At 74.3% G+C, this 23,972-nt stretch carries 1 protein-coding gene; it reads left to right on the top strand.

The features are described from left to right. Positions 1-65 precede the first annotated feature (65 nt). Complete coding sequence (locus tag G3I41_RS04280) at positions 66-23,972, top strand: non-ribosomal peptide synthase/polyketide synthase (protein ID WP_164398961.1); 23,907 nt, start codon at positions 66-68, stop codon at positions 23,970-23,972.

Here is a 23,972-nt window from a genome sequence, read left to right as displayed (position 1 = left end):
GTGTGACGCCACCGCGGCCGGTGCGCCCCGTGCGCATGCCCTTTCACACCTCTGGAGGTACCCCCATGTCCCGTCGTGACGGCGACGTCCTTCCCCTGACCGCGGCCCAGCGGGAGATCTGGCTCGCCGAGCAGAGCTCGCCGACCCCGATCCCGGGCTACCGCGTCGGTGAGTGCCTGGAGATCCATGGGCCGGTCGATCCGGAGCTGTTCGACGCCGCGCTGCGCCGGGTGGTGGGTGAGGTCGACGCCCTGCACGTGACCTTCACCGATGAGGGGGACGGCCCGCGCCAGATCCTCCGGGAGACCTGGGACTGGGCGCCGGTGCACCTCGACCTGGGGGCGGAGCCGGACCCCCGGGCCGCGGCCGCCGAGTGGATGGAGCGCGACCTCGCCCGCCCGCTGGACCTGTCCCGTGATCCGCTGTTCGGACACGCGCTGATCCGGCTGTCACCGACGGAGTACTTCTGGTACCTGCGGTACCACCACGTGGTCCTGGACGCGATCAGCAGCTCGATGGTCCGCCGGCGGGTCGGTGAGGTGTACTCGGCGCTGGCCGGGGACAGCGCCGTCCCGCCGTCCCCGTTCGGCACGCTGCGGGACCTGGTCGACAGCGACGCCGAGTACCGCGCCTCCGACGCCTTCACGGCGGACCGTGCCTACTGGAACGAACGTTTCACCGACCTGCCCGCCCCGACCCGGCTCACCGACGCCTCCGCGACCGACCCGCACCGGGCCCTGCGCGTCGCCGGCGAGCGGGAGCTGCGGGACCCGGAGGCGCTGCGGGCGGCGGCCGCCCGGGCCGGTGTCCGGTGGTCCCGGGTGGTGATCGCGGCGACCGCGCTCTACGCCCACCGGCTGAGCGGTGCCCAGGACGTGGTCCTCGCCCTGCCCGTCACCGCCCGCCGGGGCTCGGGCCGCGACCTGACGTCCGTCCCCGGCACGATGTCCAACGTGGTGCCGCTCCGGCTGACCGTGCGGCCCGACATGCCGTGGGGCGAGCTCGTGGCCCAGGTGGCGACCGAGGTCGAGGCGGCCGTCGCGCACGAGCGGTACCGCGGCGAGGACCTGCTCCGCGACCTCGGAGCGCCCGGGGGCATCGGCACGGCGTTCCCGCTGATCGTCAACATCATGGCGTTCAACGCCAGGCCCGCCTTCGCCGGGCACCCCGCGTCCGTGCACCACTTCGTCTCCGGCTCGACCACCGACCTCGCCGTCTGGCTGTTCGACTACCGGGACGGCAACCCCCCGCTGCTCAGGCTGCACGGCGCGCCGGACGCGTACGGCGACGACGACCTCACCGCACACCAGGACCGGCTGCTCGCCCTGCTCGACGCGGTGGCGGACCTCGATCCGGACGAGACGGTGGGCGGGGTCGACCTGCTCACGCCCGAGGAGCACCGTGAGGTGGCGGCGCTGGGTACCGGGCCGGCGGAAACGCCCCCGGCCGCGAGCCTGCCGGAGCTGTTCCGGGAGCAGGTGCGGACGGTTCCGGACCTCACGGCGCTCGTGTGCGGCGACGTGTCGCTCACCTACGCGGAGTTGGACGCACGCGCGAACCGCTTGGCCCGTGCGCTGATGGCGCGCGGGGCGGGCCCCGAGCGGCTGGTCGCGGTGGCGTTGCCGAGGTCGGCGGACCTGGTGGTGGCGATCCTGGCGGTGCTGAAGTCGGGCGCCGCGTACGTGCCGGTGGATCCGGAGTACCCGGCCGCTCGGATCGCGTACCTCCTGGACGACACCCGTCCGGTCCTGACCTTGACCGACGCCCGCACCCTCGGCCGGCTGCCGGAGGGGCCGGGCGACCGGCTGGTGCTCGATGACCCGGAGACGGTGGCGGAACTCGCGAGCCGCCCCGCCACCGACCCGATGGTCGAGGTCGACGCGGATCACCCCGCCTACGTCATCCACACCTCGGGCTCCACCGGCCGCCCCAAGGGTGTCGTCGCCACCCACGGGGGCCTGGCCGGCCTGCACAACGACCACCGGCAGAGGCTGTTCGCACCGCTGTCGAAGGACCGGCAGCGGTTGCGCGTGGCGCTCACCACCTCGGTGTCCTTCGACGCCTCCTGGAACCAGCTGATGGCCCCCTTCGCGGGCCATGAGCTACATGTCCTGGACCATGGGACCTGGACGGACCCGGAGGCGTTCGTCGCGTACGCGGCGGACCGTGCACTGGACTACGTCGAGGCCACCCCCTCGTATCTCCAGGACCTCGTGTCCCACGGCCTCCTGGGCGACGCGCGACGTGGCCCGGCGCTGGTCGCGGCCGGCGGCGAGGCCGTCCCGCGGCAGCTGTGGGAGCGGTTGCGAGCGGCCGACGGCACGCACTGCGTCAACCTGTACGGACCCTCCGAGTGCACGGTCAACTCGGTGACCGCGACCATGGCGTCGAGCCCGCGCCCGGTGATCGGCCGTCCCGTGACCAACGCCCGGCTGTACGTGCTGGACGGTGCGCTGCGGCCCGTGCCCGCCGGTGTGGCGGGAGAGCTGTACATCGCGGGTCCGGGGCTGGCGCGCGGCTACCTCGACCGGCCGGGGCTCACGGCCTGCCGGTTCGTGGCGGACCCGTGCGGCGCGGAGGGTACGCGGATGTACCGCACGGGTGACCTGGTGCGCTGGAACTCCGAGGGCGACCTCGAATTCCTGGGACGTACGGACGACCAGGTCAAGGTACGCGGCTTCCGCATCGAGCTCGGAGAGATCGAGGCCGTCCTCGCCGAGCACCCGGACCTCACGCGTGCCACCGTCATCGTGCGTACCGACGACGAACCCCTCCTCGTCGCCTACGCCGTGCCCGCCGCCGGACACGACGTCCGGCCGGACACACTGCGGACCTGGCTCCGCGACCGGCTGCCCGCGTACATGGTGCCGTCGGCGATCGTGGTCCTGGACGCCCTGCCGCTCACCCCCAACGGCAAGCTGGACCGGCGCGCCCTCCCCGCCCCCGGACCCCGGCCAACCGCACCGGGCCGCGCCCCGCGCAGCGCCGTCGAGCACCAGCTCGCCGGGCTGTTCGCCGAGGTGCTGGGCGTCACCGAGGTCGGGGTGGACGACGGCTTCTTCGACCTCGGAGGGCACTCCCTGCTCGGCACCCGGCTCATCGCCCGGGCCCGGTCCGTGCTGGGCGTGGAGCTGCGCCTCAGCGACCTGTTCGACGCGCCGACGGTGGCCCGGCTCGCGGCCAGGGCCGACGCGGCCGCCCAGGCGCGCCCGGCGCTGGGCCGGCACGAGCGGCCCGAGACGGTGCCGCTGTCCTTCGCGCAGCGCCGGCTGTGGTTCCTGCACCGGATGGAGGGCCCGAGCGCCACGTACAACATCCCGCTGGCGCTGCGGCTGACCGGAAGCCTGGACGAGCGCGCCCTCGAAGCCGCCCTGGCGGACGTGGCCGAACGCCACGAGACCCTGCGGACCGTCTTCCCCTCGGTCGCCGGAGTGCCGTGCCAGCGGGTGCTGGACCCCGAAGCGGGCCGGCCCCGGCTTCGGGTGACCGAGACGGGGGAGCGTGAACTGCCCGCCAGGCTGGCCGAGGCGGCGGCGCGGGGCTTCGAGCTCTCCGGTGAACCGCCGCTGCGCGCCGAGCTGTTCCGGCTCGGCGACGAGGAGCACGTCCTCCTGCTCGTCGTCCACCACATCGCCGGCGACGGCTGGTCGACGGGCCCGCTCTCGCGGGACCTGACGACCGCCTACGCGGCCCGGCGCGAGGGCGCGAAGCCGCAGTGGTCGCCGCTGCCGGTCCAGTACGCCGACTACACCCTGTGGCAGCGGGAACTGCTGGGCGACGACGGCGACCCCGACAGCCTGCGGGGCGGCCAGCTCGCCTACTGGCGCGAGCGGCTGGCGGGCCTGCCCGACCAGGTCGAGCTGCCCTTCGACCGGCCCAGGCCCGAGGCGATGTCCTACCGGGGCGCCCAGCTGCCGGTGCGCATCGACGCGGAGCTGCACGAGGACCTGCGCGCCCTCGCCCGCGATGGCGGGGCCAGCCTCTTCATGGTGCTCCAGGCCGGTCTGGCCGCGCTGCTGGGCAAGCTGGGCGCCGGGACCGACGTCCCGATCGGCACGCCCGTCGCGGGCCGCACCGACGAGGCCCTGGACGACCTCGTGGGCTTCTTCGTCAACACACTCGTGCTGCGCACCGACCTGTCCGGCGACCCGACGTTCACCGAACTCCTCGGCCGGGTGCGCTCCGAGGCGCTGGCCGCGTACGCGCACCAGGACGTGCCGTTCGAGCACCTGGTCGAGGCGCTGAACCCGGCGCGGACCCTGGCCCACCACCCCCTGTTCCAGACCATGCTCACCCTCCAGAACGCGCCGTCCGGTGCCTTCGACCTGCCGCGGCTGCGGGTGGCGTCCGACCTGGTCCCCACCGGCACGGCCAAGTGCGACCTGACCTTCGTCCTCGCCGAACAGCCCGGCGGGGGCGGCCTGTCGGGCGTCGTGGAGTACAGCACGGACCTGTTCGACGCGGCCACCGTCACCGGCATCGTCGAACGCTGGCTGCGGCTGCTGCGCGCCGTCGCCGCAGACCCCGGACGGCGCATCGGCCAGGTGGACGTGGTATCCGCCGACGAACTCCGGGCGCTGCTGCCGGCCGGTCAGGGCGGGGAACCGCCGCGGCACAGCCTGCCCGCCCTGTTCGAGCGGCAGGTGCGGGCCGATCCGGACGTCGTCGCCCTCACCGACGGCGCGACCGCCCTCACGTACGGCGGTCTGAACGCCCGCGCCAACCGGCTGGCCCACGCACTGATCGAACGGGGCGTCGGCCCCGAGCAGTTGGTGGCGCTGAAACTCCCGCGCTCCGCCGATCTGGTCGTGGCGGTGCTCGCGGTGCTCAAGACGGGTGCCGCCTACGTGCCGGTTGACCCGGCGTACCCGGCCGCCCGGATCGCCTACCTGCTCCAGGACACCCGGCCCTCCCTGCTCCTGACGACGAGCCAGGCGGACACGGAGGCCGAGGACCGGCTGCTGCTGGACACCGCGGACCTGGACGGGCTGCCGGACACGGACCCGGGAATCGCCGTCGACCCGGCCCACGCCGCCTATGTCATCCACACCTCCGGCTCCACCGGGAAGCCGAAGGGCGTCGTCATCCCGCACCGCAACGTGGTGCGCCTCTTCGACACCACACGCGAGCGGTTCCGATTCGGCTCCGACGACGTGTGGACGCTCTTCCACTCCTATGCCTTCGACTTCTCCGTCTGGGAGCTGTGGGGACCCCTGCTGCACGGCGGCCGCCTGGTGGTCGTGGACCACGAGACCAGCCGTTCGCCCGGCCGGTTCCTGGACCTGCTCGTCCGCGAACGGGTGACGGTGCTCAACCAGACGCCGTCCGCCTTCCACCAGCTCGTGCAGGCCGACGCCGAGGACCCCGGGACCGGCCGACGGCTCGCCCTGCGCACGGTCGTCTTCGGCGGCGAGGCACTGGAGCACGCCCGGTTGGCCGGCTGGTTCGAGCGCCACCCGGAGGACGCGCCGCGCCTGGTCAACATGTACGGCATCACCGAGACCACGGTGCACGTCACGTACGCCGAACTGGGCCGCGCCGCCACCGTCCCCGGCGACATCGGCACCGCGCTCCCCGACCTCCGGGCGTACGTCCTCGACGCCGGCCTGCGTCCGGTCGCCCCGGGAGTCCCCGGCGAGCTGTACGTCGCGGGGGCCGGTCTGGCACGCGGCTACCTGAACCGGCCTGGGCTGACCGCGGGGCGCTTCGTGGCCGACCCGTACGGACCCGCGGGCTCACGGATGTACCGCAGCGGCGACGTGGTGCGCCGTGGCGCGGACGGCACCCTGAGCTACGTCGGCCGGGCCGACCAGCAGGTGAAGGTGCGCGGCTTCCGCATCGAACTGGGCGAGATCGAGGCGGCCCTGGCCGCACACCCGGACATCGCGCAGACCGCCGTCCTCGCCCGCCGGGACCGGGCCGACGACACCCGGCTCGCCGCGTACCTCGTACCGGCCGCCGACGCGGTCCCGCACCCCTCCGCCCTGCGCGCGTACCTGCGCGAGCGGCTGCCGGAGCACATGGTGCCCGCGGTGTTCGTCACGCTGGACGCCCTGCCGCTGACGGTCAACGGCAAGCTGGACCACCGCGCCCTGCCCGCCCCCGACCTCACCCCGGCGACCACGTCCCGGGCCCCGCGCACCGCGCAGGAGCAGATCCTCTGCGAGCTGTTCGCCGAGGTCCTGGGCGCGCCGTCGGCCGGCGTGGACGACGGCTTCTTCGAGCTCGGCGGGCACTCCCTGCTCGCCACCCGCCTCGCCGCCCGGATCCGCGCCACGCTCGGCGTGGAGATGCCGCTGCGGACGCTCTTCGAGGCGCCGACCCCGGCGGCCCTGGCCGCCGCCCTGTGCGCCGCGGGACCGGCGCGGACCGCCCTGGTGCGCCGCGAGCGCCCCGAGACGATCCCGCTGTCGTTCGCGCAGCGCCGCCTGTGGTTCCTGCACCAGCTGGAAGGCGCGGGTGCGAACTACCACATCTCCCTCGCCTGGCGGCTCACCGGCGACCTGGACCGGCAGGCCCTGGAGGCCGCCGTCGCGGACGTCGTCGACCGGCACGAAAGCCTGCGCACCGTGTTCCCGGCGGTGGACGGCGTCCCGCACCAGCGGGTACTGGACCTGGACGACGCCCGCCCGCGTCTGTCCGTGCACCAGGCCACCGAGGCCGGTCTGCCGGACCTGATGGCGGCGGCGCGGGACCGGCGGTTCGACCTGGCCGCCGACACGCCGCTGCGCGCCGGGCTGTTCGTCCTCGCACCGGACGACCACGTCCTCCACCTGGTGCTCCACCACATCGCGGGCGACGGCTGGTCGCTGAGCCCTCTCGCGCAGGGCCTGACCGACGCCTACACGGCGCGCCTCGGCGGCGGGGCCCCGCGGTGGGCGCCGCTTCCCGTCCAGTACGCCGACTACACCCTGTGGCAGCACGAACTCCTCGGCGACTCCGCCGACCGGGGCAGCCTGCTCGCCGGACAGGCCGACTACTGGACCCGGCAGCTCGCCGGGCTCCCCGAGCTGATCGAGCTGCCCGCCGACCGGCCCCGCCCGGCGGTCCCCTCGCACCGGGGCGGCTCCGTGCGCACCCGCCTGGACGCCGAGCTGCACCGGGGGCTCCGCGAGCTCGCCCGCGCCCACGGGACGAGCCTCTTCATGGTGCTCCAGGCCGGGCTGGCCGCGCTGTTGAGCAAGCTGGGGGCCGGCGACGACATCCCGGTCGGCAGCCCGGTGGCCGGCCGGACCGACCAGGCGCAGGACGAGCTGGTCGGCTACTTCGTCAACACCCTGGTCTTCCGCACCGACACCTCGGGCGACCCGACGTTCGCCGAGCTGCTGGACCGGGTCAGGGACACCGCGCTGGCCGGGTACGCCCACCAGGACGTGCCGTTCGAGTACCTGGTCGAGGTGCTGAACCCGTCCCGGTCGCTCGCGCACCACCCGCTGTTCCAGGTCATGCTGGTGCTCCAGAACGCGCCCCGGGCCGACTTCTCACCGCCCGGGCTGCGCGTCGAGGACGTGCCGTCCGCGTCGGCCACGGCCAAGCTGGACCTGATCTTCACGATGGCCGAGCGGCACGCGCAGGACGGCTCCCCGGACGGGCTCGACGGGTCCGTCGAGTACGCCGACGACCTCTACGACCCGGGCACCGTCGAGACGATGCTCGCCCGCTGGGAGCGGCTGCTGCGCATCGCGGTCGCCGACCCCCGGCAGCGGCTCAGCCGGCTCGACCTGCTCACCGTCGGCGAACACGACGCGCTCGCGGCTCTGGGCACCGGCCCGGACGCCCCGGCCCGTTCCGAAACGCTGCCGGAGCTGTTCCGGGAGCAGGTGCGGACGGTTCCGGACCTCACGGCACTCGTGTGCGGCGATGTGTCCTTGTCGTACGCCGAGTTGGACGCGCGGACGAACCGGCTGGCGCATGCGCTGATGGCGCGCGGGGCGGGGCCGGAGCGGCTGGTCGCGGTGGCGTTGCCGAGGTCGGCGGACCTGGTGGTGGCGATCCTCGCGGTGCTGAAGTCGGGTGCCGCCTATGTGCCGGTGGATCCGGAGTACCCGGCCGCCCGGATCGCGTACCTGCTGGATGACGCCCGGCCGGTCCTGACGCTGACCGACAGCCGTGTCCAGGACCGGCTGCCGGAGGAGACCGGCGACCGGCTGGTGCTCGACGACCCGGAGACCTCCGAACTGGTCGGGAGCTGCCCCGCCACCGACCCCATGGTGTCGGCCGATCCGGCCCAGCCGGTCTACGTCATCTACACCTCCGGGTCCACGGGCCGCCCCAAGGGCGTCGTCGTGACGCACGCCGGCCTGGTCAACCTGTACGCCAACCAGGGCCCCCTGGTCTCGCCGACGGGGGAGCGGCTGCGCGTCGGGCTGACCACGTCCGTGTCGTTCGACGCCTCCTGCGACCAGCTCTTCGCCGTGTTCGCCGGGCACGAGCTGCACGTCCTCGACGAGGCCACCTGGACCGACCCGGCGGCCTACCTCGCGTACGCCGCGCGGGCCGGTCTCGACACCATCGGCGGTACCCCGTCCTACCTGCACGTCCTGGTCGACCACGGGCTGCTCGACCACCCCCGGTGGCGCCCCGCGCTGGTCGCGCTGGGCGGGGAGCCCGTGCCCGAACAGCTGTGGGAACGGTTGCAGGCCGCCGACGGGGTGCGCGCGCTCAACTACTACGGCCCCTCCGAGTGCACGGTCGACTCGGTCGTCACGCCCCTGGCGTCGAGCCCGCGCCCGGTGATCGGCCGGCCGATGGGCGGTACCCGGCTGCATGTGCTCGACGGCGCCCTGCGGCCCGTACCCGCTGGTGTGGCGGGGGAGCTGTACATCGCGGGTACGGGCCTCGCGCGCGGCTACGTCAACCGGCCGGGGCTGACCGCCGGCCGGTTCGTGGCGGACCCGTTCGGCGCGGAGGGTACGCGGATGTACCGCACGGGTGACCTGGTGCGCTGGAACCCCGAGGGCGACCTCGAATTCCTGGGACGTACGGACGACCAGGTCAAGGTACGCGGCTTCCGCGTCGAACCCGGCGAGATCGAGGCCGTCCTCGGCGAACACCCCGGCCTCGCCCGCACCGCCGTGGTCGCCCGGCGGGACGGAGCCCGGGGCTCCCGGCTCGTCGCGTACGTGCAACCCGCCGCCGGTGCCGCGCCGCGGACCGAGGAGCTGCGGGCGCACCTGCGCGAGCGGCTGCCGGAGTACATGATGCCGGCGGTCTTCGTCCCGCTCGACGTGCTGCCGCTGACCCCCAACGGCAAGCTGGACCGGCGCGCCCTGCCCGAGCCCGACGCGTCCACGACGGCCGGCCGGGCGCCGCGCACGCCCGAGGAACACGTGCTGGCCGGACTGTTCGCCGAGGTGCTGGGCGTGCCACGGGTCGGCGCCGACGACGACTTCTTCGACCTCGGCGGGCACTCGCTGCTCGCCACCCGGCTCGTCGCCCGCGTCCGCGCCACGCTGAACGTGGAGCTGGCCCTGCCCACCCTCTTCCGTACGCCGACCGTGGCCGGACTGGCCGCCGGACTGGGCACCGCCGGCCGGGCCCGGCCCGCGCTGGAACGGGCTGACCGTCCCGAGCGGGTGCCGCTGTCCTCCGCGCAGCGCCGCCTCTGGTTCCTGCGCCAGCTGGAGGGCGCCGAGTCCGTCTACAACATGCCCCTCGCCTGGCGGCTCACCGGTCCGCTGGACCCTGCCGCCCTCGAAGCGGCGCTGGGCGACCTCGCGGACCGGCACGAAACCCTGCGCACGGTCTTCCCCGCCCAGGACGGGGTGCCGTACCAGCGGGTGCTGGCCGCCACGGACGCGCACCCGGCCCTCGCGGTTACCCCGGCCGACGGGCGGGACCTGACGGCGCTGCTGACGGCCGCCGCCGCGCGGGGCTTCGACCTCGCCACCGAACCGCCCCTGCGCGCCGAGGTGTTCGAGGTCGCGCCGGGCGAGCACGTGCTGCTCCTGGTGATGCACCACATCGCCGGCGACGGCTGGTCCCTCGGCCCGCTGGCCGCGGACCTGGCCACCGCCTACGCGGCACGCGTCCGCGGCGAGGCCCCTCGATGGGCGCCGCTCCCCGTCCAGTACGCCGACTACACCCTCTGGCAGCACGGACTGCTCGGCGACGCGTCCGACGAGGACAGCCTGCTCGCCCGCCAGACCGACTACTGGACGCGGACGCTCGCGGGCCTGCCGGAACAGATCCGGCTCCCCGCCGACCGCCGGCACCCCGCCACCCCGTCCGACACCGGCGGCCGGCTCGCGATCGAGCTGGACGCGGAACTCCACGCCGGACTGGTCCGGCTGGGCCGTGAGCACGGCGCCAGCGTGTACATGGTGCTCCAGGCAGCCCTGGCCTCCCTGCTGGACAAGCTGGGGGCGGGCAAGGACATCCCGGTCGGCAGCCTCATCGCCGGCCGCACCGACCAGGCGCTCGACGACCTCATCGGGTTCTTCGTCAATACGCTGGTCCTGCGCACTGACACCTCGGGCGACCCCTCGTTCGCCGAACTGCTGGGCCGGGTGAGGGAGACCGCGCTCGGCGCGTACGCCCATCAGGACCTGCCGTTCGAGCACGTCGTGGAGGCGCTGAACCCCTCCAGGTCGCTCACCCGCCAGCCGCTGTTCCAGGTGCTGCTGGCACTCCAGAACGTGCCCCGCACCGACTTCGCGCTGAGCGGGCTGGCCACCGAACCCGTCCTGGTGGGGACACCGACGACCATGTTCGACCTCGGCTTCCACCTGCTGGAGCGCGGCGGCCCCGGCGCCGCCGAGGGCATCGTCGGGCGCGTCGAATACAGCGCCGACCTGTTCGACCCGGCCACCGTGGAGGCACTGGTCGCCCGCTGGCTGCGGCTGCTCGCGGCGGTCGTCGCCGAACCGGGGCTGCCGCTCAGCCGGATCGACGTCCTCACCGCCGACGAACGCCACGAACTGCTGGTCGCCCGCAACGGCACCGCCCGCCCGCGCGCCGGAGCCACCCTGCCCGGGCTCTTCGAGGAGCGGGCCCGGGCAACCCCGGACGCCCCGGCCGTGGTCTTCGAGGACACCGTGCTGTCGTACGGCGAGCTGAACCGCCGGGCCAACCGCCTCGCCCACGCGCTGATCGCCCGCGGAGTGGGCCCCGAGCAGGTCGTCGCCCTCCGGCTGTCGCGCTCCGCCGAGCTGGTGGTCGCGGTCCTCGCGGTGCTCAAGACGGGCGCGGCGTACCTTCCGGTGGACCCGGACTACCCGGCCGCCCGCATCGCGTACATGGTGGAGGACGCGCGCCCGGCCGTGGTGCTCGACGACCTCGCCGCCGTGACGCCGGCCGGCACGCTCCCGGAGCACGACCCCGGTGTGCGCGCGGACCCGCGCCACCCGGCCTACGTCATCTACACCTCCGGCTCCACGGGGCGGCCCAAGGCCGTCGTCATGCCCGCCGCCGCCCTGCTCAACCTGCTGGCCTGGCACCACCGCGCCGTCGGTGGCGAACCCGGTACGCGCACCGCGCAGTTCACCGCCATCAGCTTCGACGTCTCCGTGCAGGAGATGCTGTCCGCGCTGCTGTACGGCAAGACCCTGGTGGTGCCCACCGAGGAGCAGCGGCACAGCGCCGAACTGTTCGCCCACTGGCTGGACCACCACCGCGTCGAGGAGCTGTTCGCGCCGAACCTGGTGGTCGAGGCGCTGGCCGAGGCCGCCGAAGAGGCCGGTCTCGACCTGCCCTGTCTGCGGCTCGTCGCCCAGGCCGGGGAGGCGATGCGGCTGGGCGGAGCCGTACGCCGTTTCGCCGCCCGGCCCGGCCGGGTGCTGCACAACCACTACGGCCCCGCCGAGACCCATGTCATCACCGCCTACGCGCTCCCGGCCGACCCCGCCGACTGCCCGCGGCCCGTGCCGATCGGCCGCCCGGTCGACAACTGCCGGGTGTACGTGCTGGACGAGACCCTGCGCCCCGTCGCCCCCGGCGTCCTGGGCGAGCTGTACCTCGCCGGAACCGGGCTCGCCCGCGGCTACCTCGGCCGGCCCGGGCTGAGCGCCGGACGCTTCGTCGCCGACCCGTACGGGCCGGCCGGCGCGCGCATGTACCGCACCGGCGACCTGGTCCGATGGGCCGCCCACGGCGAGCTGGAATTCGCCGGCCGCGTCGACCATCAGGTCAAGGTGCGCGGTTTCCGCGTCGAGCCCGGCGAGATCGAGACCGAACTGACCGCGCACCCGGGCGTCTCCCAGGTCGCGGTCCTCGCCCGGGAGGACCGGATCGTCGCCTACGTCGTCCCGGCGGACCCGGCCGCGGCGACCCCGGCCGCGCTCGCCGCACACCTGGGCGACCGGGTGCCGGAATACCTGGTGCCGTCCGCGTTCGTGCTGCTCGACGCGTTGCCGCTGACGCCGAACGGGAAGCTGGACCGGGCGGCGCTGCCCGCGCCCGACGCCGCGTCCACGGGGAGCGGCCGGGCGCCGCGCACCCCGCAGGAGCAGATCCTGTGCGAGCTGTTCGCCGACGTCCTGGGCCTCGCCCGGGTCGGGACCGATGACGACTTCTTCGCGCTCGGCGGGCACTCGCTGCTCGCCACCCGGCTCGTCTCAAGGGTCCGGGCGACCCTCGGGATCGAACTGGAACTTCGCGCCCTGTTCCGGACCCCGACCCCCGCCGGGCTGGCGGCCGGGCTGCGGGACGCCGGCACGGCGCGGCGTGCTCTCGTGCCCCGGCCCCGGCGCGAGACGCTGCCGCTGTCGTTCGCCCAGCGCCGCCTGTGGTTCCTCCAGCAGTTCGGCGCGCCGAGCGCCACCTACCACATGCCGCTGGCCCTGCGGCTCTCCGGCGCGCTCGACCGGGACGCGCTCGGCGCCGCCCTGGTGGACGTGATGACCCGGCACGAGACCCTGCGCACGGTGTTCCCGCACACCGGAGGCATCCCGCACCAGCGCGTGCTGGACACCACCGAGGTGGGCGCCCCACTGACCGTGCGGCCCGCCCGCGAGTCCGAAGTGCCCGCGCTGCTGCGGGACGCGGCCGTGCGCGGCTTCGACCTGACAGCGGAAGTCCCCCTGCGGGCCGAGCTGTTCACGGTCGCGCCGGACGAACACGTGCTGCTCCTCGTCATGCACCACATCGTCGGCGACGGCTGGTCCATGGGCCCGCTCGCCCGCGACCTGGCCGCCGCCTACACCACCCGGCGGGGCGGCGGGGAGCCGGAGTGGCCGCCGCTGCCGGTGACGTACGCCGACTACACCCTGTGGCAGCACGAGATCCTCGGCGACGAGAACGACGCCGACAGCCTCTACTCACGGCAAGTCGCCTACTGGCAGAGGACGCTGGCCGGACTGCCCGAGCAGCTGCTCCTTCCCGCCGACCGGCCGCGCCCGGCCGTCATGTCGTACGCCGGCGATGTGCTGGAGATCCGTGTCGACGCCGAACTGCACGCACGGCTGGCGGAGTTGGCGCGGCGGTCCGGCGCCACCCTGTTCATGGTGTTGCAGGCGGGTCTGGCGGCGTTGTACACGCGGTTGGGTGCGGGGACCGATGTCGCGATCGGGAGTCCGATCGCGGGGCGTACGGATGAGGCGCTGGACGATCTGGTCGGGTTCTTCGTGAACACGTTGGTGTTGCGGACGGACACGAGTGGTGATCCGGGTTTCGGTGAGCTGCTGGGGCGGGTGCGGGAGACGGCGTTGTCGGCGTACGCGCATCAGGATGTGCCGTTCGAGCATCTGGTGGAGGCGCTGAACCCGTCCCGGTCGCTGTCCCACCACCCCCTCTTCCAGACCGGTCTCGTCGTGCAGAACGCGCCGGGCGGCGCCTTCGACCTCCCCGGCCTCCAGGTCTCCCCGATGCCTGTGCTCACGGGTACCGCACGGCTCGACCTGACCTTCGGGTTCGTGGAGGAATACGGGCCCGACGGCGAACCGGCCGGCCTCAGCGGTGCCGTGGAGTACAGCACGGACCTGTTCGACCGCGCGACGGTCGAGACGCTGGCCGCCAGGTGGATCAGGCTGCTGACCGAGGTGGCCGCCGCACCGGAGCGCCCGATCGGCGCCATCGATCTGCTGTCCGCGGAGGAGCGCGGCGAGCTGCTGCCCACCGTGGCGGACGAGGCGGCGGGCGCGAGCCTGCCGGAGCTGTTCGCGGCACGGGTGGCGGCGGCGCCGGACGCGGTCGCGCTCACCGGTGACGGCACCGAGCTGACGTATCGCCAACTGAACCGCCGGGCGAACCGGTTCGCGCATGCGTTGATCGCGCGTGGGGTGGGTCCGGAGCAGGTGGTGGCGGTGGCTCTGCCGAGGTCGGTGGAGTCGGTCGTGGCGGTGCTGGGTGTGCTGAAGGCCGGTGCGGCGTATCTGCCGGTGGACCCGGCGTATCCGCGGGCGCGGATCGCGTACATGCTCGACGACGCCCGACCGGCGTTGGTGGTCGACGACCCCGCCATGGTGGCGGAGGGCGACTGGCCGGAGACCGACCCGGCGGTCGACCTCGATGTGCGGCACCCGGCCTACGTCATCTACACCTCCGGCTCGACCGGCCGTCCCAAGGGTGTCGTCGTGAGCCACGCCGGTGTGTCGCGCCTGGCGGCGGTGCAGGCCGAACGGCTCGGCGTGGCGGCGGGGAGCCGGGTGCTCCAGTTCGCCTCACCCAGCTTCGACGCGTCGTTCTGGGACCTGAGCAGCGCGCTGCTGACCGGCGCCGCGCTCGTCCTCGCCCCTGCCGACACCCCGCTGGACGCCCTGACGGACCCGGGGCTCGCCGTCACCCATGTGACGCTTCCGCCCTCCGCCCTCGGCGCGCTGGGCGACGCCGGCCTCACGGCCACCACCCTGGTGGTGGCGGGTGAGGCGTGCTCCCAGGAGCTGGTGGCGCGGTGGGCGCCCGGCCGCCGGATGATCAACGCGTACGGTCCGACCGAGACCACGGTCTGCGCGACCATGAGCGACCCGCTCGTCCCGGGGAACGGTGTGCCGCCGATCGGCCGCCCGGTCGCGGACTTCCGGACCTACGTACTGGACGAGCGGCTGCGCCCCGTCCCGCCGGGCGTGACCGGCGAGCTGTACGTCGCCGGGCCCGGCCTGGCACGCGGCTACCTGGGCCGCCCGGGCCTGACGGCGGGACGGTTCACGGCCTGCCCGTTCGGTCCGGCGGGCGCGCGGATGTACCGCACCGGCGACCTGGTCCGGCGTCGCGCCGACGGGGAGCTGGAGTACGCCGGCCGCGCCGACCAGCAGGTGAAGGTGCGGGGCTTCCGGATCGAGCCGGGGGAGGTCGAGGCCGCGCTCGCCGCGCATCCCCGCGTCGCCCGGGCCGCCGTCGTGGCCCGGGACGACCGGCTCGTCGGCTACGTGGTGCCGGATCCCGCCTCGGGCGTACGCCCCGCAGAGCTGGCCGCCCACCTGCGCGAGCGGTTGCCGGACTACCTCGTGCCGTCCGCGTTCGTGGTGTTCGACGCGTTGCCGCTGACGCCGAACGGGAAGCTGGACCGGGCGGCGCTGCCCGCGCCCGACGCCGCGTCCACCGGGGGCGGCCGGGAGCCGCGTACTCCACGGGAACAGATCCTCGCCGAACTGTTCGCCGAGGTCCTCGACGTGCCCCGGGTCTCGGTGGACGACGACTTCTTCGACCTGGGCGGGCACTCCCTGCTCGCCACCCGGCTGGTCGCCCGGGTGCGCGCGGTGCTCGGGGCGGAGCTGGGGCTGCGCGCTCTCTTCCAGGCGCCCACGGTGGCCGGCCTGGCCGGGACGCTCGCGGCGGCCGACGGGGTGCGCCCGGCGCTCACCGCGTACGAGCGGCCCGACGCGGTGCCGCTGTCCTTCGCCCAGCGCCGCCTCTGGTTCCTGCACCGCATGGACGCCACAGCCGCCACGTACCACATTCCGCTGGCGCTCCAGCTGACCGGAACGCTCGACCGGGGCGCGCTCGACCAAGCGCTGGCCGATGTGGTGGCCCGGCACGAGAGCCTGCGGACGGTGTTCGAGGAGGTCGACGGCGTCCCCCGCCAGCGCCTGCTGGAACCGGCCGACGTCCGGCTCCGGGCCCGTCCGGCAGAGGTGCCGGCGGACGAACTCCCGCACCTGCTCGCCGAGTCGGCGCGGCAGCCCTTCGACCTGGCAGCCGAACCGCCGCTGCGCGCCGAGCTGTTCGCCATCGCGCCCGAAGAGCACGTCCTGCTCCTGGTCATGCACCACATCGCCGCCGACGGCTGGTCCACCGGGCCGCTGGCCCGCGACCTCGCCGAGGCGTACGCGGCACGCTGCGAGGGCCGGGCGGCGGACAGGCCGGCGCTGCCGGTCCAGTACGCCGACTACACGCTGTGGCAGCGCGAACTCCTCGGTGATCCGGCTGACCCGGAGAGCCGGTTCGCCGGACAGCTCGGCTACTGGAAGCGGCAGCTGGCCGACCTGCCGGAGCTGCTTCCCCTGCCCACCGACCGCCCCCGCCCGGCCGTCGCCGGCCGGCGGGGCGATCACATCGGACTGGAACTGGACACCGAACTGCACCGCGCGCTCGCCGGGTTGGCCCGGCGGACCGGGACCAGCCTGTTCATGGTGTTGCAGGCGGGTCTGGCGGCGTTGTACACGCGGTTGGGTGCGGGAACGGATATCGCGATCGGGAGTCCGATCGCGGGGCGTACGGATGAGGCGCTGGACGATCTGGTCGGGTTCTTCGTGAACACGTTGGTGTTGCGGACGGACACGAGTGGTGATCCGGGTTTCGGTGAGCTGCTGGGGCGGGTGCGGGAGACGGCGTTGTCGGCGTACGCGCATCAGGATGTGCCGTTCGAGCATCTGGTGGAGGCGCTGAACCCCTCCCGGTCCCTGTCCCACCACCCCCTCTTCCAGACCATCCTGGCCGTGCAGAACGCCCCGACCGGCCGGTTCTCGCTGCCCGGCCTGGACGTCACGACCTACGCGGTCGCGACCGGCACCGCGAAGTTCGACCTCGGCGTGAGCATGGTCGAGCGGTTCGGCCCCGACGGGGCGCCGGCCGGCATCGTCGGCGCCGTCGAGTACGCCACCGACCTGTTCGACCGTACGACGGTCGAGGCACTGGTCCGGCGCTGGACGCTCCTGCTGAAGGCCGTCACCGCCGACCCGGAACAGCCGATCGGCGCGATCGACCTCCTCGACGCCGAGGAGCGGGACGAGCTGCTGGAACAGGACCACGCGACCACCCGAGACGTCGGCGCGGTCCCGCTGCCCCGGGCCTTCGCGGCACAGGCGGCGGCGACACCGGACGCGCTCGCCCTCGTCTGCGGCCAAAGGCGACTGACGTACCGTCAACTCAACGGCCGGGCGAACCGGTTCGCGCATGCGTTGATCGCGCGTGGGGTGGGTCCGGAGCAGGTGGTGGCGGTGGCTCTGCCGAGGTCGGTGGAGTCGGTCGTGGCGGTGCTGGGTGTGCTGAAGGCCGGTGCGGCGTATCTGCCGGTGGACCCGGCGTATCCGCGGGCGCGGATCGCGTACATGCTCGACGACGCCCGACCGGCGTTGGTGGTCGACGACCCCGCCATGGTGGCGGAGGGCGACTGGCCGGAGACCGACCCGGCGGTCGACCTCGATGTGCGGCACCCGGCCTACGTCATCTACACCTCCGGCTCCACGGGCCGCCCCAAGGGGGTCGTCGTCGGACACGGAGGTGTGGCGAGCCTGGTCGCCGGGCAGATCGAGCGCTTCGCCGTCGAACCCGACAGCCGTGTCCTCCAGTTCGCCTCGCCCAGCTTCGACGCCTCGGTGTCGGAGATCTGCACCGCCCTGCTCAGCGGCGCGGCCCTCGTGCTGCCCCCGGCGGCCGGGCCCCTCGCCGCACTCACCGACCCTGACCTCGGCATCACGCACGTCACGGTGCCGCCGTCCGTCCTGGCCGCCGTGCCGGAGGGGGCCGTGACCGCGTCGACCCTGGTGGTGGCGGGTGAGGCGTGCTCCCAGGAGCTGGTGGCGCGGTGGGCGCCCGGCCGCCGGATGATCAACGCGTACGGTCCGACCGAGACCACGGTCTGCGCGACCATGAGCGACCCGCTCGTCCCGGGCACCGGTGTGCCGCCGATCGGCCGGCCCATCGCCAACGCCCGGGTGTACGTCCTGGACGACCGGCTGCGTCCGGTGCCGCCCGGCGTCACCGGGGAGCTGTACGTGGCCGGCGCGGGCCTCGCCCGGGGATACCTGAACCGGCCCGCGCTGACGGCCGGCAGGTTCGTGGCCTGCCCGTTCGCACCCGGTGAGCGCATGTACCGCACCGGCGACCTGGCCCGGAGGCCGGGCGACGGACAGCTGGAGTACGCCGGCCGCGCCGACGACCAGGTGAAGGTGCGCGGCTTCCGCGTCGAGCCCGGCGAGATCGAGGCCGCGCTCGCCGCACACCCCGCCGTCGCGCAGACCGCGGTCCTCGCCCAGGACGACCGGCTCGTCGGCTACGTCGTCCCGCGCCAGGACACGGCCCGGGACAGCAGGCTCGAAGCGGACCAGGTGGGGGAGTGGCAGGACATCTACGACGCCCTGCCCATCGCCCCCGACACGGCGCTCTTCGGTGACGACTTCGTCGGCTGGAACAGCAGCTACGACGCGCGGCCCATCCCCGAGGAGCAGATGCGGGAATGGCGCGACGCCACCGTGACCCGCGTCCTCGGCCTCGGCCCCCGACGGGTGCTCGAAGTCGGCGTCGGCACCGGCCTGTTGCTCTCCCGCATCGCGCCCCACTGCGAGGCGTACTGGGCGACCGACTTCTCCGCCACCGCCATCGACGCGCTGACCGCCCAGGTCGCCCGGGAGGAGCGGTTCACCGGGCGCGTGGTGCTCCAGACCCGCCCCGCGCACGACACCGACGGGCTGCCCGCCGAGGCGTTCGACACGATCGTCATCAACTCGGTGGTGCAGTACTTCCCCTCCGCCGACTACCTCGCCGACGTCATCCGCAAGCTGATGGGGCTGCTCGCCCCCGGTGGCACGCTGTTCGTCGGAGACGTACGCAACCTGCGGCTGCTGCGTCCGTTCGCGACCGCCGTCCAGCTGCACCGGGCGGGCGACGACGCCGACCCCGCCGCCGTACGCCGTGCGGTGGAGCAGGCGGTCAGGGTGGAGAAGGAACTCCTCGTCGATCCGGACTTCTTCACCGTCCTGCGGTCGCACGGCACGGACATCGGAGCGGTGGCCGTGGAGGTCAAGCGGGGCCGGCACCACAACGAACTGAGCCGCTACCGCTACGACGTCACGCTGCACAAGGCACCGGCCGCCCCGCGGCCCGCGCCCCGGACCGCCGAGCTGGCCTGGGGACGGGACATCACCGGCCCGGACGCCCTGCGCGAGCTGTTCGCGGAGACGCCCGCCACCGACGCACTGCGGATCACCGGAGTCCCGAACCGGCGCGTCGTACGGGAGACCGCCCTGGCCCGTGCGCTGCATGAGGAGGACGGGGCTCTCGCGGACCTGCTGGAACGGCTGCACGCCCCGGAGGACGAGAACGGCCTCCCCGACCCCGAGGACTTCCACGCCCTCGGGCAGGAAGCGGGCCGCGCGGTGTCCGTCACCTGGTCGGCCACCTCGGACGACGCCCTGGACGTGGTGTTCGCCGCCTCGGACGGCTCCCCGGTCGAGTACCGTCCGGCCGGGCCCGTCGGCCGCGCGCTGTCCTCGCTGACCAACCGCCCGACCGGCGGCCGGAGCACCGGCGCCCTCCTCGGCGAACTCGGCGACTGGCTGCGCGAACGGCTTCCGGACCACCTGGTCCCGTCGGCGTTCGTGGCGCTGGACGCCCTGCCGCTGACGGCCAGCGGGAAGCTGGACCGGCGCGCGCTGCCGGCGCCCGACCTCGGCGCCGCCGTGGGCGGACGCGCGCCCCGCACCCCGCAGGAGCAGCTGCTCGCGGAGCTGTACGCCGAGGTCCTCGGACTCGCCCAGGTCGGAGTCGACGACAGCTTCTTCGACCTCGGCGGCCACTCGCTGCTCGCGACCCGCCTCGCCTCCCGGGTCCGGGCCACCCTCGGCGCGGAGCTGGAGGTCCGCACCCTCTTCGAGACCCCCACCGTGGCCGCTCTCGCGGCCCGACTCGACGGGGCCGGGGCCGCTCGCCCCGCGCTGACCGCCCGGCCCCGCCCGGACCGCGTGGAGCTGTCCTTCGCCCAGCGCCGGCTCTGGTTCCTGCACCGGATGGACGGGCCGAGCGCCACGTACAACATGCCGCTCGCGCTGAGCCTCACCGGCGGCCTCGACCGGTCCGCGCTGCACGCCGCGCTCGCGGACGTCGTGGCGCGGCACGAGAGCCTGCGCACGGTGTTCCGCGAGACCGACGGGACCCCGCACCAGGTCGTGCTGGACCCGGAGCGGGCGCGTCCCGCGCTGCCCGTGGTGGACCTGGACGAGAGCGCGCTGCCCGGACGCCTGGCCGAAGCGGCGCGGCGCGGCTTCGACCTGGCGGCCGAGCCACCGGTCCGGGCCGAGCTGTTCGCGCTCGCCCCCGACCGGCACGTGCTGCTCGTCGTGGTCCACCACATCGCCGCCGACGGCTGGTCGATGGGCCCGCTCTCCGCCGGCCTCGCGACCGCGTACGCCGCCCGCTGCCGGGGCGAGGAGCCGGGCTGGACCCCGCTGCCCGTGCAGTACGCCGACTACACCCGCTGGCAGCGCGACCTGCTCGGCGACGCGGGCGACCCGGACAGCCTCTTCGCCCGGCAGCTCGCCTACTGGCGCGACGAACTCGCCGGCATCCCTCAGCAGCTCCAGCTCCCCGCCGACCGGCCCCGGCCGCCCGTCGCCTCCCAGCGCGGCGACCGGGTCGTCGTCCGGCTCGACGCCGAACTGCACCAGGCCCTGCGCGACCTGGCCACCGAACGCGGCGCCAGCATGTTCATGGTGCTGCAGGCCGGACTCGCCGCGCTGCTCACCCGGCTCGGCGCCGGCACGGACATCCCCATCGGCAGCCCGATCGCCGGCCGCACCGACCAGGCACTGGACGAGCTCGTCGGCTTCTTCGTCAACACCCTCGTCCTGCGCACCGACACCGGCGGTGACCCGGGCTTCGCCGAACTCCTCGGCCGGGTACGGCAGAAGGCGCTCACCGCGTACGACCACCAGGACGTGCCGTTCGAGTATCTGGTGGAGGTGGCCAACCCGGTGCGGTCCCTAGCCCACCACCCGCTGTTCCAAATCATGCTGGCCCTCCAGAACGCGCCGCTGGGCGACTTCGCGCTGCCCGGTCTGGAGACGGGCCACCTGGAGGCGCCGACCGGGACCTCCCGGGTCGACCTCACCTTCAGCCTGGCCGAGCGGTTCCGTCCGGACGGCGGCGCCGACGGACTCGTCGGTGCGGTGGAGTACGCCACCGACCTGTTCGACGCAGCCACCGTGGAGCTGCTCTTCGAGCGGTGGGCCCGGCTGCTGCGGGCGGCGGTCGCCGACCCGGCCCGGCCGATCACGGAGATCGACCTCATGTCCGCCGCCGAACGCCACCAGCTCCTCCACGCGTTCAACGACACCGCCGCCGAGCTGCCCACGGACGCGGTGCCGGCCCTCTTCGCCCGCCAGGTGCGGGCCACCCCCGACGCCGTCGCCGTCGTGGCGGACGGCGCCGAGCTGACCTACGCGGAGCTCGACCGCCGGGCCGGCACGCTGGCCCGGACCCTGACCCGCCAGGGCGTACGGCCCGAGACCCCGGTCGCCGTCATGCTCGACCGCTCGGCCGAGCTGGTCGTGGCGATCCTGGCCGTCATCAAGGCGGGCGGCGCCTACGTCCCGCTCGACCCGCGCTTCCCGTCCTCCCGGATCGACCTGATCCTCCGGGAGAGCGGCGCCGCGCTCGTCCTCACCCGGGAGGTGCTCGCCGCGCTGGAGGAATCCGGGCGCCACGAGCCGGATACCGTGGACGTGCCCTGTGAACCGGGTCAGTTGGCGTACATCATGTACACCTCCGGCTCGACCGGGCGGCCGAAGGGCGTGGCCGTCACCCACCGGGACGTGGTGGGCCTCGCCCTGACCCCGGAGTGGCGCGGCGGCGGCCACGAGCGCGTGCTGATGCACTCACCGACCGCCTTCGACCTCTCCACGTACGAGCTGTGGGTGCCGCTGCTCAGCGGCGGCCGGATCATCGTCGCGCCCCCCGGACAGCTCGACCTCGACCTGCTCCAGCACACCCTCGACACGCACGGCGTCACCGGGCTCTGGCTGACCGCCGGGCTGTTCCGGCTCGTCGCCGAGGAACGCCCCGGGCTGCTCGCCGGAGTGCGCGAGGTGTGGACCGGCGGCGACGTGGTCTCGCCGGCCGCCGTCGCCCGGGTCCTCGCCGCCTGCCCCGGCATCGAGGTCGTCAACGGCTACGGACCCACCGAGGCCACCACCCTGGCCACCCGCCACCCGGTGCGCGGCCTCCCCGAGAACGCCCCGACCGTGCCGATCGGCGGCCCGATGGCGAACATGCGCGCCTACGTGCTCGACGACCGGCTGCGCCCGCTGCCGGCCGGTCTGGTCGGCGAGCTCCACCTCGCGGGTACGGGCGTGGCCCGTGGCTACCTCGGCCGGCCCGGCCTGACCGCGGAGCGCTTCACCGCCGACCCGTACGGGCCCGCCGGGAGCCGCATGTACCGCACGGGCGACCTCGCCTCGTGGCGCCCCGACGGCACGCTGGAGTTCGCCGGGCGCGTCGACCACCAGGTCAAGCTGCGCGGTCAGCGCATCGAACCCGGGGAGGTCGAAGCCGTCCTGGCGGGCTGCCCCGGCGTGGCCCAGGCGGCCGTCGTCGCCCGGGAGGACCGGCCCGGGGACAAGCGCCTCGTCGCCTACCTGGTGCCCGTCCCCGACGCCGTGCCGGAGTCCGCCGAGCTGTCCGGCCGGCTGCGCCGCGAACTGCCCGACTTCATGGTCCCGGCGGCGTTCGTCACCGTGGACGCGCTGCCGCTGACCGCCAACGGCAAGCTGGACCGGGCCGCCCTGCCGGCCCCGGACTACGGGGCGTCGGGTGCGGGGCGCGGACCCCGGACCCCGCAGGAGCAGCTGCTGTGCGGGCTCTTCGCCGAAGTGCTGGGACGCGAGCACGTGGGCATCGACGACGGCTTCTTCGACCTCGGCGGACACTCGCTGCTGGCCGCCCGGCTGGCCGCACGCGTCCGCGAGACCCTGGGCCTGGAACTCGGGCTGCGGATGCTGTTCGAGGCGCCGACCGTCGCCGGGCTCACCGGACGCCTCGCCATGGACAACCCGGACGACGCGCTCGACGTACTGCTCCCGCTGCGCTCGACCGGGACGGAGACACCGCTGTTCTGCGTCCACCCCGGCGGCGGCATCAGCTGGTCGTACAGCGGACTGCTCAACCACGTCGGCCCGCAGCACCCGGTCTACGCCATCCAGGCCCGCGGCCTCGGACGTCCCGAACCGCTGCCGGAGTCGTACGAGGAGATGGCGGCCGACTACGCGGACCACATCCAGAAGGTCCAGCCGCAGGGACCGTACCTGCTCCTCGGCTGGTCCGCGGGCGGACTGATCGCCCACGCACTCGCCTGCGAACTCCGGGCGCGCGGCGAACGGACCGCGCTCCTGGCCGTCCTCGACGCCTACCCGGTGAAGGACGTCCGGTTCGAGGACGAGCCCGTGCCCACCGTGCGGGACGTGCTCGTCGGCGTGCTCGACGTCGACCCGGCCGAGCTGGGCGACCGCGACATCACCTACGCGGAGGTCGCCGAGGTGCTGAACCGGCGCGGCAGCGCCCTCGCCGGGCTCGACGAGCGGCAGGTGGAGGTCATCGTGGACATCATGATCAACAACGCGAAGCTGGCGGTCGACTTCGTCCCCGGCCGGCACGACGGCGATCTCCTGCTGTTCAACTCCACGATCGACCGGGGCCAGGACGACGCCGGACCGGACGTCTGGCGCCCGTACGTCACCGGCCGGATCGAATCCCACGAGATCACCACCCGGCACGACCAGATGACCCGGGCCGGCTCGCTGGCCCAGATCGGACCGGTCCTGGCCGCCAGGATCGCCGAGGTCACCGGTGACACCGGTGACATCACCCTTTCCCCTCAGGAGGACTGA

Source organism: Streptomyces sp. SID9727 (assembly GCF_010550605.1).
In the GTDB taxonomy this organism is placed as follows: Bacteria; Actinomycetota; Actinomycetes; order Streptomycetales; family Streptomycetaceae; genus Streptomyces.
This window is presented reverse-complemented; position numbering and strand designations above follow the sequence as displayed.